Here is a 17306-nt window from a genome sequence, read left to right as displayed (position 1 = left end):
TTTCATTTCAGTTATGTGACATCGCACCGTTTTCGGCCTGCGGCAGTGTGAAGGAAACGGTGGTGCCGATCCCTTCCTGGCTGTCGATGCCGAGCTCGCCGCGATGGCGTTCGACGATATGCTTGACGATGGCAAGGCCGAGGCCGGTGCCGCCGAGAGACCGCGAACGGCTGTTGTCGACGCGGTAGAAGCGCTCGGTCAGCCGCGGCAGATGCTCCAATGCGATGCCGTCGCCCTGGTCGATCACCGACACGCGGATGATCGGCTGCGGCCGGTCGATTCGCTCGGCCCGCAACGTGATCGGCGTGCCGGTGCGGCCGTATTTCAGCGCGTTCGACACCAGATTGTGCAGCACCTGCAAAATCTGGTCGCGGTCGCCGATCACCCGCGGCAGTTCGTCGTCGGCATCGATGGTCAGCTTGCGCTGATCGGCGTCGAGTCGCATCGCCAGCGTCTTGCCGACATCGGCGAGCAGCGGCTGGAGCCCGACCGGCGTCGTCGGCCGCACATATTTGTCGAGTTCGATTCGTGACAGCGACAGCAAATCGTCGATCAGCCGGGTCATCCGCCCCGCCTCGCGCGCCATGATCTCGAGGAATCGCTTCCTCGCCGGGCCGTCTTCCGACGCCGGCCCCTGCAAGGTTTCGATAAAGCCCATGATCGTCGCCAGCGGGGTGCGCAGCTCGTGGCTGGCGTTGGCGACGAAATCGACCCGCATCCGCTCCGCCAGCCGCGCCGCGCTGATATCGCTGAACAGCAACAGCAGCCGATCGTTGCCGATGCCGGTGACGCGGAGGCGATAGAGGCCCTCCCCCCGCCCAAGCCCGGCGATCTCGCGCTCGATAGGGGTGTCATGCTCGCGCGCCAGCCGCACCGCATCAAGCGCTGCCGGGTGGCGCAGCAGCACCGCCAGCCCCTCGCCCACCGCGCGCTCGCCGACCAGCTTCCTCGCCGCGGCATTGGCGGCGGTGATGGCGGAGGCCCGGTCGATCAGCAGTGCGGGATCGGCCAGCGACTCGATGCTGACGGCGTCGGCGCGAATCGCCGGCTCGGCGGCGGGTAGCTCAGGCGGCTTGATGTGCGGGTTTGCCTCGATCGCATAGACGATCGCGGCGGCGGCCACCGCGACGGCGGCGACCACCGCGATCTCGCCCGTCGCCCACCAGGCGACGGCGGCGAACGCGGCGCCAACCGCCGCCGTCAGCGCGGCGAAGAACCGGTTGCCGCTGTCGTTCATGCCGCCGTCTGCTCCATGTCTTTCCTGTGCAACTGCCACGGCCGACAAGCAACCGCGACGAAATGCGGTTTGCGGGTGACGCCGGACGCGCTATTCTCTGCTGGGGTTACAATTTCGGGACATCCGCGACCATGAGCGAACAGACTAACGACGCAGCTCCGGATTCAGGAGCCTCGCGCCGCGCCGTACTGCGCCTTGGCGCGATCGCGGTGCCGGCCGTGGTGACGATGAAGCCGGCCTATGCCGCCGTCACCTCGGTAATGGCCTGCCAGATTCCGATCACCAACTGGGTCGATTCGACGGGCACCATCAAGGCCGCCAACAGCAACGGTGCCTTCCCGCCGCCGAGCCGCGCCTATAAGGGCGAGGAAATTTTGCGGAACCAGCGCCCGAACATCAAGATGACCAACAATCAGACGCTGACGCAGCAGGCGTTCAACGCGCACGTCGAATACATCAAGAAGCTGCAGCGCGGCACCGCGGGCTTCACCTGCTGGGCGTCGATCGCCGGCCGCCGCGCCGGGATCTGATCCCGTCATCCGTTACCGATCGTCGATGCGCCGCGACGCGGCGTGGCACGAAACCGACGACCTGTATCTTCTCTACCATCGGCCGTCGGGGGAGACGCACATGCTCGCCCCCGACCTGTTCGCGATTCTGGAAGCGATCGACGGCGAGCCGCTCGACGCGCCCGGCGTGCTCGCGGCCCTTGCCGCCACCCATGACATCGAGGCCGAGGACGACGCGCCGCTGGCGGTGATCGAGGCGCGCCTTGCCGAGCTGGTCGCGCTCGGCCTCGCCGACCGCCTGTGACCGGCAGCGAGAACTGGCCGCAGCTGCGCGTGCGCGTCGGGCCGTTCGGCTTCGTGCTGCGCTCGCCCCTGCGCGAGGTGATCGACGACGCCGCGCACCTCTATCGCGACTATCCCGAAGCCGGCGCCCTTGCCGAGTACAGCGTCGCGGTGCACCCACCCGCCGTCTGGCGGCGCTGGGTGCGGCCGAACCTCGTGCTCGCCTGCGATGTAGAGGTGCCGTTCATGGCGCCGGTGCCACGCGCCCACGGCCTGCTCGCGCTGGAGATGGGCATGAACCTCCAGCTCGCCGCCGGCATGCACCGCTATGTGCTGATCCACGCCGGGGCGGTGGCGCGCGGTGACGGCGCGCTGCTGATGACCGGCGATTCAGGCGCGGGGAAGAGCACGCTCGCCGCCATCCTCGGCCATCGCGGCTGGCGTTTCCTGGGCGACGAGTTCGCGCTGCTGTCGCCCGCCGATGGCCAGCTCCACCCCTTCCCGCGCCCGATCTCGCTGAAGAACGCCTCGATCCCGCTGCTCGCCGCCGAGGCGCCCGCCGACCGCTTCGGCCCGCGCTTCGACGGCACCATCAAGGGCAGCGTCCAACACCTCGCGGCGCCGGTCGAAGCGATCCGCGACATGGATGTCCCCGCCGCGCCGAAGGTGATCGTGATGCCCGCCTTCACCCCCGGCAGCGAACCCACCCTGCGCCGGATGAGCCGCGCCGAGGCCTTCTTCCAGCTGAGCCAGGCCTCGACCAACTATCGCGCCACCGGCGAAGCCGGGTTCGAAGCGGTGTGGCGCACCGTCGAGGCGGCGCCCGCCTACGAGATTGCCTACGGCTCGACCGCCGACGCCGAAATGCTGGTCGAGGAATTGTGGGCGACGCATGGCTGACCTGTCGCTCCTCGTCGATCATCTGCGCGAGCCCTCGAAGCTGACGACAGCCGATGCCACCACATGGGAGCGGCTGCTGCGGATGGCCCGCCGCGAGGCGCTGATCGGCCAGTTCGCGATGCGGGTGCGCGAAGCCGGCATCACGCCGCCACCGCTCGCGCAGACGATCCTCGACGACGCGATGATCGGCGTCGAAACCAGCCAGCGCTCCGCCCGCTGGGAAGCGCGCGACGCGGCGCGGCTGCTCGGCGGTCGCGGCTATCCCGTCGCGCTGATGAAGGGCGCCGCCTATGTGGTCGCTGACCTCCCTCCTGCCGAGGGTCGCACCGTCGGCGATCTCGACATCCTCGTCCCGCGCGCCGCCATCGACGATGCGGAAAGCGTCCTGCGCGCCAACGGCTGGGACCCGCTGAAGGATGAAGGCTACGATGACGCCTATTACCGGCAATGGATGCACGAGATTCCGCCGCTGGCACATGCCGAGCGCGGCTCGGTCATCGACGTTCACCATACCATCCTGCCGCTGACCGCGCGGCTGCGACCCGATGCCGAGGCGCTGATCGCCGATGCCGTGCCGGTCGGTGACGGCCTGCACATGCTCAGCCCACCCGACATGCTGCTGCATTCGGTGGCGCATTTGTTCTACGATGGCGACTTCGACGGCGGCCTGCGCAATCTCTGGGACATCCACCGGCTGATCACCGGCTTCGACACACCCGACTTCTGGCGGCAGCTCGCCGAGCGCGCGCGGCTGCATCAGCTCGAAGTCCCGCTCGCCCGCGCGCTCCGCTTCGCGCGTGACTTCTACGGCACGAAGGTGAACGCGGCCCTCGCGGGGCAGCCGACCCCGCTCGACCGGCTCATCCGCCGGCGGCTAACCGCGCGCGACGGCTATGGGCTGCCGATCCGTCCGCTGACCCGGCAGGCACTCTATATCCGCGGTCACTGGCTGCGCATGCCGCCCGCGCTGCTCGCGCGGCACCTGTTCACCAAGTGGCGGATGCGGCGAGCCGGCGAAGGGCCGGGATAAGCTCGGCGTAACTGTCGATGACCGCATCGGCGCCGAGCGTATCCGCCGGCCGGTCGGGGAAACCAAAGCTCACCGCGATCACCGGCACGTCGGCCGCCTTCGCCGCCGTCACATCGACGATCGAATCGCCGATGAACGCCGTCGAGCGCACGTCGCCGCCCGCCGCCTCGATCGTCGACAGCACATGCGAGGGATGCGGCTTGCGCTGCGGCACCCGGTCGGCACCGAGGATGGCGGCGAACCGCCCCTGCCAGCCCAGCGCCTCGATCAGCAGCTCGCTCAGCCGCTGTGGCTTGTTGGTGCAGACGGCAAGGGTCACGCCGTCGGCGGCCAGTTCGTCCATCGCGGCTTCGAGGCCGGGATAGGGCTTCGACCCGACACAGATGTTGGCGGCATAATAGTCGAGGAACGGCTGCACCCCGGCGTCGATCAGCTCGTCGGTCATCACGCCGGTCGCCTCGAGCCCGCGCTCGAGCAGCTTGCGCGCACCCAGGCCGACCATCTCCTTTACCGACTCCTCGTCGACCTCACGCCGCCCCAGCACGCCGAGCGCATGGTTGAGCGCGGCGGTCAGGTCGGGGCCGGTATCGACGAGCGTGCCGTCGAGGTCGAAGATCACGAGGCGGGGAAGCGTGTTGGTCATGGCCGCCTTGTGGCGGCTGAACTGGAAAAGGCAAGCCGGCTGTGGCAAGCGCCGCAAGGTCTGTTGAGGGAGCATCCATGACCCGTCCGGTCGCCGCCGTCGTCCTTGCCGCGGGCATGGGCACCCGCATGAAGTCCGACCTGCACAAGGTGCTGCACCCGATCGCCGGGCGGCCGATGCTGATGCATCTCCTCGCCAGCGTCGATGAACTTGCCCCCGCCGCCAAGGTCGTCGTCGTCGGCGCGCGGCGCGAGCAGGTCGAGGCCGCCGTCGCCGGCACCGGCGCCGCGGTGGTGACGCAGGAGCCGCAGCTCGGCACCGGCCACGCCGTCCTCCAGGCGCAATCGGCGCTCGCCGGCTTCGATGGCGACGTGCTGGTGATGTTCGGCGATGTGCCGCTGGTGAAGGCTGAGACGATGCGCGCAATGCTCGCGGCGCTGACCGGCGATGTCGCCTGCGCCGTGCTCGGCTTCCGCCCCGACGACGCCGGCGCCTATGGCCGCATCATCGCGAAGCCCGACGGCACCATCGAGAAGATGGTCGAGTATAAGGACGCCAGCGCCACGGAGCGCAACGTCTCGCTCTGCAACTCCGGCCTGCTCGCGGTGCGCTCCGCCGACCTGTGGCCGCTGCTCGCCCGCGTCGGCAACGACAATGCCGCCGGCGAATATTATCTCCCCGACGTCGTCACTATCGCGACCGCCGACGGCCGCCGCTCGGTGGTCGTCGAAACGCACGCCGACGAGGTCGCCGGCATTAACTCGCGCGCCGAGCTGGCGACCGTCGAGGCGAAATGGCAGGTCGCGAAGCGCGCCGAGATGATGGCCGCCGGCGTCACCCTCATCGACCCCGCCACCGTCTGGTTCGCCTTCGACACGCAGATCGGCCGCGACGTGCTGATCGAGCCCGGCTGCTTCTTCGGCCCCGGCGTCAGTGTCGCCGACGGTGCCACCTTGCGCGCCTTCAGCCACCTCGAAGGCGCCGAGGTCGGCCCGCGCGCCGAGGTCGGCCCCTACGCCCGCCTGCGCCCCGGCGCCAAGCTCGGCGACAAGTCGAAGGTCGGCAATTTCGTCGAGGTGAAGAAGGCGACGCTCGGCAAGGGCGCCAAGGCCAACCACCTCACCTACATCGGCGACGCCGAGATCGGCGCCAACGCCAACGTCGGCGCCGGCACCATCACCTGCAACTACGACGGCTTCTTCAAGTACAAGACGGTGATCGGCGAAGGCGCCTTCATCGGCTCCAACTCGTCGCTGGTCGCGCCGGTGACCATCGGCGCGGGCGCCATCGTCGGCGCCGGCAGCGTGGTCACCCGCGACGTCACCGCCGACGCGCTGGCGCTCGTGCGCGCCGAGCAGGGCGAGAAACCCGGCTGGGCGGCAAAATTCCGCGCGGCGATGACGGCGAGGAAGAAATCCACTTGAATGATATGCTGATATGATATCTATATATCGATATGCGGATTCTGACCGACATTCCCGATGAAGATATCGAGAAGCTCGACGCGCTGGCAGCCCGAAGCAAGCGCTCGCGTGCCGCCGCCATCCGCGATGCCGTAAAGCTGTATCTCGTTCATACCGCTGACAATCAGGACTGGATCGCACGCGGCGCAGGGCTGTGGAAGCACAGAACCGACATTGGCGACGCCGTCGAATATCAGAGAGCCATGCGTGAGGATCGCCGACCGTATGAGGATATCTGAGCTGTGTCGGCTCCGTTCTTCGACACCAACATCCTGATCGACTGGTTGAACGACAACCCGAAGGCCATTGCAGAGCTGTCGCGCTACAAGAAACATCGGATCAGCCGCGTTGTATGGACAGAACTCTTGGCGGGAGTGCCAATCGAAGACCGAGACGCCCTTCAACAGGCTATCTCCTATTTCGAAGTCGTTGAGATCGATGCCCGGATCGCTGCTGCCGCCGCGGATATTCACTTTCGTTCGCCGATGAAGCTGATGGATGCGTATATTCTTGCGACCGCGCAGGTGAATGGCGCGATCCTTATCACCCGAAACACGAGGGATTTCCCCCAGCAAATGCCGGGTATCCGCGTTCCTTACACCCTATAAGCGAGGCAATTTCATGTGCGGCATCATTGGCATCGTTGGTAAGGATGAGGTCGCGGGTCGTCTCGTCGACGGGCTGAAGCGCATGGAATATCGCGGCTATGATTCGGCCGGCGTCTGCACCGTTCACGACGGCCAGCTCGTGCGCCGCCGTGCCGAGGGCAAGCTCGGCAATCTGGTCAAGGAACTGGCCGGCAACCCCGCCCCCGGCGTCATCGGCATCGCGCACACCCGCTGGGCGACGCACGGCGCGCCGACCACCAGCAACGCGCATCCGCACGCCACCGGCGAGGTCGCGCTCGTTCACAACGGCATCATCGAGAATTTCAAATCGCTGCGCAAGGCGCTGACCGCGCGCGGCCGCCGCTTCGAAAGCGAGACCGATACCGAGGTCGTCGCCCATCTCGTCTCGGAAAAGGTCGAAGCGGGCCTCAGCCCCGCCGACGCGGTGAAGGCGGTGCTGCCCGAGTTGCGCGGCGCCTTCGCGCTGGCAATCGCCTTCCGCCAGCACCCGGACATGCTGATCGGCGCGCGCCTCGGTTCGCCGCTGGTCGTCGGCTATGGCGACGGCGAGACCTATCTCGGCTCGGATGCGCTGGCGCTCGCCCCGCTCACCCAGAAGATCGCCTATCTCGAGGAAGGCGACTGGGTGATCATCACCCGCGACGGGGCGAAGATCTTCGATCGCGACAATCAGCCGGTCGAGCGCGAGATCACCACGTCGGGCGTCACCGCCGCGGCAGTCGAGAAGGGGCCGTATCGCCACTTCATGCAGAAGGAAATCTTCGAGCAGCCGACCGTCGTCGCCCAGACGCTACAGAGCTATATCCGCCCGATCGAGCAGCAGGTCGCTCTGCCGCAGATGGACATCGATCTCGCCGGCATCGAGCGGATCACCATCGTCGCCTGCGGCACCAGCTTCTACGCCGGCATGGTCGCCAAATATTGGTTCGAGACCTTCGCGCGCGTGCCGGTCGACATCGATGTCGCCTCGGAATTCCGCTACCGCGACCCGGTGCTCCAGCCGGGTGGCCTGGCGCTGTTCATCTCGCAGTCGGGCGAGACCGCCGACACCCTCGCCGCGCTCCGCCACTGCAAGGACAACGGCCAGAAGATCGCGGTGGTGGTCAACGTGCCCACCAGTTCGATGGCGCGCGAGGCCGATCTGCTGCTGCCGACCCACGCCGGCCCCGAGATCGGCGTCGCCTCGACCAAGGCGTTCACCTGCCAGCTCGCGGTACTCGCCGCGCTGGCCGCGCATCTGGCCGCGAAGAAGGGCAAGCTGTCGCGCGAGGACGAGCAGGAGATCGTGCGCCACCTGATCGAGGCACCTGCCGCGCTCAACGCCGCGCTCGCGCACGACGCCGAGATCGCGTCGATGGCGCATCTGATCGCGCCGGCGCGCGACGTGCTCTACTTGGGGCGCGGCCCCGACTATCCGCTCGCACTCGAAGGCGCGCTGAAGCTGAAGGAGATCAGCTACATTCACGCCGAAGGCTATGCCTCGGGCGAGATGAAGCACGGCCCGATCGCGCTGATCGACGAGGCGGTGCCGGTGATCGTGCTCGCGCCGTCCGGGCCCCTGTTCGAAAAGACCGTGTCGAACATGCAGGAAGTGCGCGCCCGCGGCGGCAAGATCGTGCTGATCTCCGACGCCGAAGGGCTGCACGAGGCCGGCGAAGGCTGCCTCGCGACCATCGAGATGCCCAAGGTCCACCCGCTGATCGCGCCGCTGGTCTATGCGGTGCCGGTGCAGCTGCTCGCCTATCATGTGGCGGTGGCCAAGGGCACCGACGTCGACCAGCCGCGCAACCTCGCCAAGTCGGTGACCGTCGAATAGGCGAAGCGATGATCGGCTACGACGATTTCCTCGCCGTCGACATCCGCGCCGGCACCGTCATCGCCGCCGAGCCTTTCCCCGAGGCGCGGCGGCCGGCGATCAAGCTGACCATCGACTTCGGGCCGGAGATCGGCGTCAAGCGATCGTCGGCGCAGATCACCGACCTTTACGCGTCCGGGGCGCTGGTCGGGCGGCAGGTGCTGGCGGTGGTCAATTTCCCGCGCAAGCAGATCGGCAAGTTCATGAGCGAGGTGCTGGTGCTCGGTGTCAGCGACGCCGAAGGCCGCATCGTCCTGCTCGCCCCCGATCAGCCCGTCCCCGACGGCGGGCGGATGCACTAGGCGATCCGCGCGAACACCCGGCTGCGGCCATCCGCCGTGAACGCATAGATGTCATACGCCTCGCGCCGCCCGTCGGGCATCTCCATTCCCGGCGACCCCGCCGGCATCCCCGGCACCGCCAGCCCGATCACGCCCTTCGGTTTCTCGCGTAGCAGCCGGTCGACCGCCGACGGCGGCACATGCCCCTCCACCACATAGGTGCCGACCTGCGTCGTATGGCAGGACGCCAGTTCGGGCGGCACGCGCAGCCGCGTCTTCACCGCCACCATGTCCGGCTGGTTGATCAGCTTCGGCGCATAGCGCCCGGTCGCGGTCATCCGCTCCGCCCAGACGCTGCAGCAGCCGCAATTGGCATCCTTGTGAACGGTGATTGCCTGCTTCGGCGCGGCGGCGGCCGGCGAGGTGACGGCAAACGCGCCGAGGCCGGCGAGCAGATAGCGGCGGTTCATGTCCATGCCCGCACTTTCCCCGATCGTCGCGCGGCCGCCAAGTGCGGCATGATCGTCCCGCTCGATCACAGCCATCACATCTTCCCGTTTGGAATCACGGCGCTCGCGCATTAGGTCGGCTGTCGAACGGAGATCATGCATGGCCAAGTACGACTACGACCTCTTCGTCATCGGCGCCGGTTCGGGCGGCGTCCGCGCCGCGCGCATCTCGGCCGGTCACGGCGCCCGCGTCGCGATCGCCGAGGAGCATAAGGTCGGCGGCACCTGCGTGATCCGCGGCTGCGTCCCGAAGAAGCTGCTCGTCTACGGCGCGCATTTCGCCGAGGATCTGGAGGACGCCCGCCGCTTCGGCTGGGATGTCGGCACGCCCACGTTCGACTGGCCGACGCTCCGCGACAACGTGCTGGGCGAGGTCGAGCGCCTCAACGGCATCTACACGCAGAACCTCAGCAACGCCGGGGTCGAAGTCCTGCTCGGCCGCGCCACCATCATCGACGCGCACACCCTCGATGTCGGCGGCAAGAAGGTGACGGCGGACAAAATCCTCATCGCCACCGGCGCGCGCCCGGCCCTCCCCGACGTGCCCGGCGCCGAGCATGGCATCACCTCGAACGAGGTGTTTCATCTCGACAAGCTGCCGAAGAGCATCGTCATCGCCGGCGGCGGCTACATCGCCAACGAGTTCGCCGGCATCTTCAACGAGTTCGGCACCAAGGTGACCTTGATGCTACGCGGCGACACCCTGCTGCGCGGCTACGACCATTCGTTGCGCGAGCGCCTGCACCTGATCTCGACGGTGAAGGGCATCAATTTCCGCTTCAACGCCGGCTTCGAGCGCATCGAGAAGAAGGCCGACGGCGGCCTGATCATCCATGTCGCCGGCAGCGACGAACCGATCGAGGCCGACATGCTGCTCTACGCGATCGGCCGCCCGCCCAACAGCGAGGGCCTCGGCCTCGACACCGTCGGGGTGAAGCTCGACAAGGCCGGCGCCGTCATCGTCGACGAGCACAGCCGCACCAATATCGACAACATCTACGCGGTCGGCGACGTCACCAACCGCGTCCAGCTCACCCCCGTCGCCATCCGCGAGGGCCATGCCTTTGCCGACAGCGTGTTCGGCGGCAAGCCGTGGACAGTCGACTATGACTGCATCCCCTCGGCGGTGTTCAGCCACCCGCAGATCGCCAGCGTCGGCATGACCGAGAGCGAGGCGCGCACCAAATTCGGCTCGGTGAAGGTCTACACCTCGGACTTCCGCGCCATGAAGAACGTGCTGGCCGACCGCAACGAGCGCGCGCTCTACAAGCTGGTCTGCGACGCGGCGACCGACAAGGTCGTCGGCGCGCACATCATCGGGCCGGATGCCGCCGAGATCCTGCAGGCGATGGCGATCGTCGTGAAGGCGGGGCTCACCAAGCAGCAGGTCGATGCGACGGTCGCGATCCATCCGACGATGGCGGAAGAGCTGGTGCTGATGCGCTAGGGATTGAACCCGGCGCTTATGCTTCCAACATCAGGCCGGAACGACCCCGCGATCTCGCGGGTTGGAGACGGCATGGCGATCAACCAGAAGAGCTTCGATCAGGTCACGGGCGCGCTTTCGAGCCTCGACCGCAACCCGCAGGCGGTGCGGCAGCGCGTCGTCGCGCTGGAGAAGGTGCTCGAACGCGCCTTCACCGTCCCCGGCACCCAATACAAGGTCGGCCTCGACGCCATCGTCGGCCTCGTGCCGGTTGTCGGCGACTGGGTGACCGGCGCGATGTCCGCCTACCTCATCTGGGAAGCGCGCAACCTCGGCATGTCGAAGTGGCAGCTCGCGCGGATGAGCGGCAACGCGGTTTTCGATACCGCCGTCGGCATGGTCCCCTTCGCCGGCGACCTGTTCGACTTCGTGTTCAAGTCGAACAGCCGCAACCTGCGCATCATCAAGGCGCACCTCGACAAGCACCACCCCTCGACGGTGATCATCGAGGGCGAGAAGCTCTAAGCGAAATCCAGGCCGATATCGGCCGCCGGCGCGCTCTGCGTGATCCGGCCGACCGAGACATAGGTCACGCCGCTCTCGGCAATCGCGCGGATGGTATCGAGGTTTACCCCGCCAGACGCCTCGGTGGGCACCCGGCGCGCGACCAGCGCCACCGCCTCACGCAGCACATCCGGCCCCATATTGTCGAGCAGCAACCGGTCGGCACCTGCGTTCAACGCCGGCTCGATCTGGTCGATACGATCGACCTCGACCACCACGTCGGCCAACCCCGCCGCCTTCGCCGCGCGCACCGCCGGCTCGACGCCGCCCGCCACCGCGATATGGTTGTCCTTGATCATCACCCCGTCGTCGAGGCGCAGCCGGTGGTTGGTCGCCCCGCCCATCCGCGTCGCATATTTCTCGAGCAGCCGCAGGCCCGGCAGGGTCTTGCGCGTGTCGAGCAGGATGCAGCCCGTCCCGGCGATCGCATCGACATAACGGCGCGTGAGCGTGGCGATGCCGGTCAGATGCTGCACGGTGTTGAGCGCCGACCGCTCGGCGGTGAGCAGCGCGCGGGCGTTGCCGTGGACGCGCAGCAGATCGGCGCCGACATCGACGCGCGTCCCGTCCTCGACCAGCCGCTCGATGCGCGCAGTGGGATCAAGCGCGCGGAAGAACGCCTCGGCGATCGGCAATCCCGCCACCGCCACCGCATCGCGACTGTCCATCACCGCGCGCAATTGCGCCTCGGCGGGGATCACCGCGGCGGAGGTGCGGTCGCCGCCCTCCCCCATATCCTCCGCCAGCGTGCTGCGGACGAAGGCGTCGAGGTCGAAGCCGGCGATAGCGAATTGATCGATCATGCGCGTTCCTATCCCCTCCCCGAGGGGGAGGGGCAAGGGGTGGGTTGTCAAGGCGAGGTCGAGCTTCGAAGCTGACCGCGCTGGCGCAGCCCACCCCCAACCCCTCCCCCTCGGGGAGGGGAGTTCGGTTCAGCCCTTCTTCGCCGCGATCCAGCGGTCGATCTTCGCCTCCAGCACCGACAGCGGCAGCGCGCCGGTCATCAGCACCTGCGCATGGAACTCGCGCGGGTCGAACTTCGGCCCCAGCGCCTTTTCCGCGCGCCGGCGCAGCTCGGTGATCTTCAGATTGCCGATCATGTAGCCGAGCGCCTGCCCCGGATTGGCGATGTAGCGCTCGGTCTCGGCGGTGGCGTTGGCGCGGCCGCGCGAGCTGTTGTCGAGGATGTACTGGATCGACTGATCGCGGCCCCACCCCTTGGTGTGGATGCCGGTGTCGACGACCAGCCGGATCGCGCGGAACAGCTGCGAATCGAGGAAGCCGAAATATTGATACGGATCCTCGAGAACGCCCAGTTCCTTCCCGAGCGTCTCCGAATAGAGCCCCCAGCCCTCGACATAGGCATTGTTGCCGCCGAAGCGCTGGAAGTTCGGCAGGTTCGCATTCTCCTGCGCGATGCTGATCTGGAAGTGATGCCCCGGCGCGCCTTCGTGCAGGTACAGCGTGACCATCGACGGCGTGGTGCGCGACGGCAGGTCATAGGCGTTGAAGTAGAAAACGCCCGGCCGCGTCCCGTCGGGCGTACCCGGATTGTAGGAACCGCGCGCCGCGCCCTTCTCGGTCAGCGCCGGCACCGGCCGGATATCGAGCGGCGACTTGGGCAGGGTCGAGAACAGCTTGCCGACCTGCGCGTCGACGCGCTTGCCGATCCGCACATATTCCTGCTGCAGCCACTCGCGCGACTCCGGCTTGAACTTCGGGTCGGTGCGGATGTGATCGAAGAACTCCTTCAGCGTGCCCTTGAAGCCGACCTGCGCCTTCACCTTCTCCATCTCGGCGTGGAATTGCTCGACCTGTTTGAGGCCGATGTTGTGGATTTCCTCGGGCGTCATCGTCGTCGTGGTCTGCTGCTCGACGAGATAGCGATAGAGCTCCGGCCCGCCCTTCATCTCGCGCAGGCCGACGCTGTCGCGGGTCTTCGGCAGATAGTCGGTGCGGATGAAATCGCGCAGGCGGGTCAGCGCCGGTACGATCTGCGTGCGGATCGAGTTAGCGTAGGCGGTCTTCAGCCGCGCCTGGTCGGTCGCCGAGATATCCGCCGGGAAGTTGGCGACCGGGCGATAAAAGGCGCTGCCCTCGACCCCTTCGGCGAGCATCATGTCGAGCTGCTGGAGGACATTCTCCATCACCAGCTTCGGCTGCACCACGCCCGAGGCCATGCCGGCGCGCATCCGCACGATCGAGGCATCGCTGAACTTCACGAAATCGGCGACGCGTTTCAGGCCGTTCTCATAGTCGGTCACCGTCTTGTACGGCGCGACGCTGGTGCCCGAGCTGATCTGCGCGAAGAAGGTGTGGAAGCCGTTCATATGATCGACCGGCCGCACCGCGGTCAGCGCCAGCAGATCGGGCTGCAGCCCGCGCAGGTCGATCGTCCGCTGCCACTTGAAGCTGTCGTAGGACACCTGCTCGTCTGGCGAGAGCGTCGCGCGGTCGATGCGGGCGAGCGCCGCGAGATCGGCCTCGGCGGCCGCGCGCTCGGCCGCGAAATATTCGTCGCTGATGAAGTCGCCGAGCCGGTCGGCGTAGCGCATGTCGCCGCGGTACAGCGCCGACAGCGGGTTGCGCTTGAGGTTGGCCTCGTCGCTCTGCGCGAACAGCAGCTTCAGCGCGTCGGACGGCGCGACCGCCGCCGTGGCCGTGGCCGTGGCGGATGCCGTGGCCGTTGCCGGCTGCGCGACGGCACCGGGAACGGCAGTGAAGACGAGCGCGGCGGCAGCGGTGCCGGTCAGCAGGCGGCGGATCATTTCTTTCCTCCCAGTTCGCGCTTCAGATAGGCCATCAGCAGCGCGGCGCGGTGCGCGTCCTCGGCATGGTCGGCGCCCACCGAATGGCCGCCCTCCAGATATTCGTGGAAATAGAATCGGTTGCCATATTCGTTCAGCCGCGCCGCCATCTTGCGGGCATGGCCGGGATGGACGCGGTCGTCCTTGGTCGAGCTGTAAAAGAACACCGCCGGATATTTCACGCCCGGCTTCAACTGCTGGTACGGCGAATATTTCGACATGAACGCCCAGTCGCCCGCCACGTCCGGGTCACCATATTCGCCGACCCACGAGGCGCCGGCGAGCAGCTTCGAATAGCGCTTCATGTCGTGCAGCGGCGATCCCGAGATCACCGCCGAATAAAGGTCGGGCCGCTGCGTCAGCGCCGCCCCCACCAGCACGCCGCCGTTCGACCGGCCGGAGATGCCGATCTTGCCCTTGGCCGACACGCCGGTGCGGATCAGATCCTCGGCGACCGCATGCAAGTCGTCGAAGCTCTTCTGCCGGTTCTCGCGCAGCACCGACTTGTGCCACTCGGGGCCGTACTCGCCACCGCCGCGGATGTTGGCGAGGACATAGGCATTGCCCTCCTCCACCCAGAACATGCCGAGCGGCCCGGCGCGATACGGCTGCCCCGTCAGATAGCCCGGCGTCTGCGCGGCGCGGAAGCCGCCGTAAGCGTGGATCAGCGACGGCACCGCGCCACTCACGCCCTTTTTGCGGACGAGGAAATAGGGGATGCGGGTGCCGTCCTTCGAGGTCGCGAACTTCTGCTCGACGGTCATCGTCGCGGCGTCGAACTTGGCAGGCAGCGACTGGACCTTCGCCGGCGTGCCCGACGCCGTCACCGCATAGAGCGTTGGCGGGGTCAGCATGCCCTCGACGATGGCGAAGGCGGTGTCCGACTTGCCCGCCGTTTCCAGCAGGCGGACGGTGCTGTTGTCGGGCAGCGCGGTCGCCGCCTGCGTCCAGCGGCCGTCATCGCTGCGGCGCAGCGCGAACAGCTTGCCCGACACGTCGTCGAGCGCCTTCACCCACAGGATATTCTCCGACGCCGCAACCTCCTCGATCGCCTGCGTCTTGGTCGGCGCCATCACCAGCTCGGGCGCCACGCTGCGGCCCGCCTCGATATCGGCGAGGCCATAAGCGACGATCGCGCCCTCGGGCAGCGTGGTGCCACCGACGGTCAGCGGGCTCTGCAGCTTGGCGATCAGCCGGCCATCGATGATGTCCTCGAAGCTCGCATCCTCGGGCAGCGGCGTCTTCACCACCTTGCCGTCCTTGGTCAGCAGCGACACGTCCGACGTCCAGAAGGTCTTGCCGCGCGTCAGGAAGGTCCAGCGCCGGTCGCCGTCCTGCCGGGCGAAGGGCGACACCGACACATCGGTCTTGGTGCCCTCAAGCACCGTCGTCGCCGCGCTCAGCGGCGTGCCGCGTTTCCACAGCTTCGCGATGCGGCCATAGCCCGACGCGGTCAGCGAGTCGGGGCCGAAGTCGCCGACCAGCAACAAGGTGTCGGCATCGACCCAGGCGGCGGTGTTCTTCGATTCCGGCACGACGAAGCCGCCGTCGACGAACTTGCCGCTCGACAGATCGAACTCACGCACCACATCGGCGTCGGTGCCGCCGGGGCTCAGCGAGACGAGGCAGCGCGTGTAGGCGGGCGCAAGGCAGTCGGCGCCGTGCCACACCCAGCTCTGCTTCTCGCTCTTCCCCAGCGCGTCGACGTCGATGATCGTCCGCCAGGCCGGCTTGCCGGCGCGATAGGCGGCAAGCGGCGACACGCGCCAGATGCCGCGCGGGTTCTTCGCGTCACGCCACAGATTGGCGACGAGGTCGCCCATGATCCGGTCGGGCGTCGCGATCTGCTGCTCGTCATCGAGGATGGCGCGTGCGCGGCTTTGATAGCTCGCCAGCTTCGGGTCCTGCGCGAGCAGCTCCTCGGTCGACTTGTTCCAGGCCTTCACTTGATCGAGCGCGCGGGTGCCCTCAATCTCTTCCAGCCAGATGTAGGGGTCTTCGACACCTTGAGCGACGGTGGCGACGGCCGCCAGCGACAGCGCGCCGGCGGCGAGCAGGGCAAAATTGCGCAAGTTTATCCTCCCGGATTCTTATGCCGCCCGGTGTAGCCAAGCTACGGACGGTGCGAAAGCCGGGAGTGCTTCTAGGACTGCATCAGCAGGTAGAGCGCGATCAGCAGCGCGGCGGCGGCGGCGGTCAGCGCCAGCCACACGTCCCAGGTGAAGTCGCTCGGCCGCTCGACGCGACGTGCCTTCGGCCCCAGGTCGGGATGCAGCAGGATCGCCATGATCTCGGTCGCGCTCGCCTCCTGGTAGAGCTTGCGCAACCGGCGACGATCGCGCGCGTCGAGGTCCGGATACCGGGCCAGCAACGCGCGCAATTCGTCGTCGGGCATGGTCGTTTTCCGCCGGCGCGCCTCAGCTCGCCGCGCCGGACACGACCGAGACGGCGCGCCGGTTCTGCGCATAGCCCGACTCGTCCGATCCCTGAACCTCCGGCCGTTCCTTGCCGTAGGAGATGGTGCGCAGGCGGGTGGCCGCCACGCCCTGTGCGGCGAGGAAGTTCTTCGTCGCATTGGCGCGGCGGTCGCCGAGCGCGAGGTTGTACTCACGCGTGCCGCGCTCGTCGGCATGGCCTTCGACGGTGAAGGCGACCGATGGATATTTCTGCAGCCACTCGGCCTGGCGCGTCAGGATGCCGCGCGCTTCGCCGGTCAGCTCGAACGAATCATATTCGAACAGCACGCGGTCGCTGCCGGCGCTGGCCACGAGGTCGGCCTGGCTGCCCGGGGTGACGTCGCTGGTCGCGACGCTGGTGTCGGCCGGTGCGGCCGACGAGGTCGCCGGCGCATCGACCGGCGGCGGCATATCCTCGGCCTTCTTGTTCTTGGTGCAAGCAGCGGTGGTCAGCGCCAGCGCCGCGATGGCGGTCATCGTAATCAGTCGCATATTGTCGCCCCTTTAATCCTTGCGATCCGCCGTCAGGCATAAGTCGGGGCACGGCACAGCGTTATTATAGAATTTATATGCATTGTTTCCTTAAGGGGTGCCGCCCTAGCTTTATTTGCGAGCGTTGACCGAAATCGTCCTGCCCAACCCCTCGGAGTTAGGGCGAGATCACCCTGAACCTGCGCTCGTACTCGGCCGCGGCGGTCATCTCCCCCTGAGCTAG

The 17306-nt window shown here is 67.4% G+C and carries 19 protein-coding genes; 11 read left to right on the top strand and 8 right to left on the bottom strand.

Features of this window, described 5'->3' with window-relative positions:
- Nucleotides 1-7: 7 nt before the first annotated feature.
- A complete protein-coding gene (locus tag ACFOMD_RS11070) occupies nucleotides 8-1237 on the bottom strand; it encodes a sensor histidine kinase (protein ID WP_380861303.1) in 1230 nt (409 codons plus the stop codon).
- 131 nt (nucleotides 1238-1368) lie between these two features.
- Here ACFOMD_RS11070 and ACFOMD_RS11065 point away from each other — a divergent pair, with 131 nt between their 5' ends.
- The 4 genes from ACFOMD_RS11065 to ACFOMD_RS11050 are packed head-to-tail and all read left to right on the top strand — an operon-like array spanning nucleotide 1369 to nucleotide 3958.
- Nucleotides 1369-1767, top strand: a complete 399-nt coding sequence (locus ACFOMD_RS11065) for a hypothetical protein (RefSeq protein ID WP_380861301.1) — start codon at nucleotides 1369-1371, stop codon at nucleotides 1765-1767.
- A gap of 25 nt (nucleotides 1768-1792) precedes the next feature.
- Entirely contained in the window at nucleotides 1793-2050 is a 258-nt protein-coding gene (locus ACFOMD_RS11060) for an HPr-rel-A system PqqD family peptide chaperone (protein WP_380861299.1), read from the top strand.
- A complete protein-coding gene (locus tag ACFOMD_RS11055) occupies nucleotides 2047-2928 on the top strand; it encodes an HprK-related kinase A (RefSeq protein WP_380861297.1) in 882 nt (293 codons plus the stop codon). The genes ACFOMD_RS11060 and ACFOMD_RS11055 overlap by 4 nt, the downstream gene beginning before the upstream one ends.
- Nucleotides 2921-3958, top strand: coding sequence for a nucleotidyltransferase domain-containing protein (locus tag ACFOMD_RS11050; protein ID WP_380861295.1), 1038 nt, complete (start codon nucleotides 2921-2923; stop codon nucleotides 3956-3958). The genes ACFOMD_RS11055 and ACFOMD_RS11050 overlap by 8 nt, the downstream gene beginning before the upstream one ends.
- Here the strand turns inward: ACFOMD_RS11050 and ACFOMD_RS11045 are convergent.
- Entirely contained in the window at nucleotides 3915-4601 is a 687-nt protein-coding gene (locus ACFOMD_RS11045; RefSeq protein ID WP_380861293.1) for an HAD family hydrolase, read from the bottom strand. The genes ACFOMD_RS11050 and ACFOMD_RS11045 overlap by 44 nt on opposite strands.
- A 77-nt stretch (nucleotides 4602-4678) precedes the next feature.
- Here ACFOMD_RS11045 and glmU point away from each other — a divergent pair, with 77 nt between their 5' ends.
- The 5 genes from glmU to ACFOMD_RS11020 are packed head-to-tail and all read left to right on the top strand — an operon-like array spanning nucleotide 4679 to nucleotide 8850.
- On the top strand, nucleotides 4679-6025 hold the full coding sequence (glmU, locus tag ACFOMD_RS11040; protein ID WP_380861291.1) for a bifunctional UDP-N-acetylglucosamine diphosphorylase/glucosamine-1-phosphate N-acetyltransferase GlmU: 1347 nt from the start codon (nucleotides 4679-4681) through the stop codon (nucleotides 6023-6025).
- 32 nt (nucleotides 6026-6057) lie between these two features.
- Nucleotides 6058-6303: a ribbon-helix-helix domain-containing protein gene (locus tag ACFOMD_RS11035; RefSeq protein ID WP_380861289.1), complete on the top strand. Its 246-nt coding sequence runs from the start codon at nucleotides 6058-6060 to the stop codon at nucleotides 6301-6303.
- Nucleotides 6304-6306: 3 nt separating this feature from the next.
- On the top strand, nucleotides 6307-6672 hold the full coding sequence (locus ACFOMD_RS11030) for a PIN domain-containing protein (RefSeq protein ID WP_380861287.1): 366 nt from the start codon (nucleotides 6307-6309) through the stop codon (nucleotides 6670-6672).
- Between the two features lie 13 nt (nucleotides 6673-6685).
- Nucleotides 6686-8509, top strand: coding sequence for a glutamine--fructose-6-phosphate transaminase (isomerizing) (gene glmS, locus ACFOMD_RS11025; RefSeq protein WP_380861285.1), 1824 nt, complete (start codon nucleotides 6686-6688; stop codon nucleotides 8507-8509).
- A gap of 8 nt (nucleotides 8510-8517) precedes the next feature.
- On the top strand, nucleotides 8518-8850 hold the full coding sequence (locus tag ACFOMD_RS11020; RefSeq protein WP_380861283.1) for a tRNA-binding protein: 333 nt from the start codon (nucleotides 8518-8520) through the stop codon (nucleotides 8848-8850).
- On the opposite strand, the gene ACFOMD_RS11015 is transcribed toward ACFOMD_RS11020, so the two are convergent.
- Entirely contained in the window at nucleotides 8847-9374 is a 528-nt protein-coding gene (locus ACFOMD_RS11015; protein ID WP_380861281.1) for a DUF411 domain-containing protein, read from the bottom strand. The two genes, ACFOMD_RS11020 and ACFOMD_RS11015, sit on opposite strands and share 4 nt — an antisense overlap.
- Nucleotides 9375-9438: 64 nt before the next feature.
- On the opposite strand from ACFOMD_RS11015, the gene gor reads away from it, so the two are divergent.
- Both gor and ACFOMD_RS11005 read left to right on the top strand, forming a co-directional pair.
- Entirely contained in the window at nucleotides 9439-10785 is a 1347-nt protein-coding gene (gene gor / locus ACFOMD_RS11010) for a glutathione-disulfide reductase (protein WP_380861279.1), read from the top strand.
- Between the two features lie 72 nt (nucleotides 10786-10857).
- Complete coding sequence (locus tag ACFOMD_RS11005) at nucleotides 10858-11289, top strand: DUF4112 domain-containing protein (RefSeq protein WP_380861277.1); 432 nt, start codon at nucleotides 10858-10860, stop codon at nucleotides 11287-11289.
- Here ACFOMD_RS11005 and nadC read toward each other — a convergent pair.
- The 5 genes from nadC to pal all read right to left on the bottom strand — a co-directional run bounded on the left by nadC (nucleotide 11286) and on the right by pal (nucleotide 17083).
- Nucleotides 11286-12131, bottom strand: a complete 846-nt coding sequence (gene nadC, locus ACFOMD_RS11000) for a carboxylating nicotinate-nucleotide diphosphorylase (RefSeq protein ID WP_380861275.1) — start codon at nucleotides 12129-12131, stop codon at nucleotides 11286-11288. The two genes, ACFOMD_RS11005 and nadC, sit on opposite strands and share 4 nt — an antisense overlap.
- A 129-nt stretch (nucleotides 12132-12260) precedes the next feature.
- Nucleotides 12261-14096 carry a DUF885 domain-containing protein gene (locus ACFOMD_RS10995; protein ID WP_380861273.1) on the bottom strand — a complete coding sequence of 612 codons (1836 nt, stop codon included), beginning with the start codon at nucleotides 14094-14096 and terminating at the stop codon, nucleotides 12261-12263.
- Nucleotides 14093-16207, bottom strand: coding sequence for a prolyl oligopeptidase family serine peptidase (locus ACFOMD_RS10990; protein ID WP_380861271.1), 2115 nt, complete (start codon nucleotides 16205-16207; stop codon nucleotides 14093-14095). The genes ACFOMD_RS10995 and ACFOMD_RS10990 overlap by 4 nt, the downstream gene beginning before the upstream one ends.
- Before the next feature lie 71 nt (nucleotides 16208-16278).
- Nucleotides 16279-16530 (bottom strand): hypothetical protein, encoded by a 252-nt coding sequence (locus tag ACFOMD_RS10985; RefSeq protein ID WP_380861269.1) that lies wholly within the window; start codon nucleotides 16528-16530, stop codon nucleotides 16279-16281.
- A gap of 22 nt (nucleotides 16531-16552) precedes the next feature.
- Complete coding sequence (pal, locus tag ACFOMD_RS10980; RefSeq protein ID WP_380861267.1) at nucleotides 16553-17083, bottom strand: peptidoglycan-associated lipoprotein Pal; 531 nt, start codon at nucleotides 17081-17083, stop codon at nucleotides 16553-16555.
- Nucleotides 17084-17306: the final 223 nt, after the last annotated feature.

Origin of the sequence: Sphingoaurantiacus capsulatus, assembly GCF_042648405.1 — a bacterium.
GTDB classification, from domain to species: Bacteria; Pseudomonadota; Alphaproteobacteria; order Sphingomonadales; family Sphingomonadaceae; genus Sphingoaurantiacus; species Sphingoaurantiacus capsulatus.
Note: the sequence above shows the minus strand (reverse complement) of the source record. Positions and strands in the feature narration are given on the sequence as shown.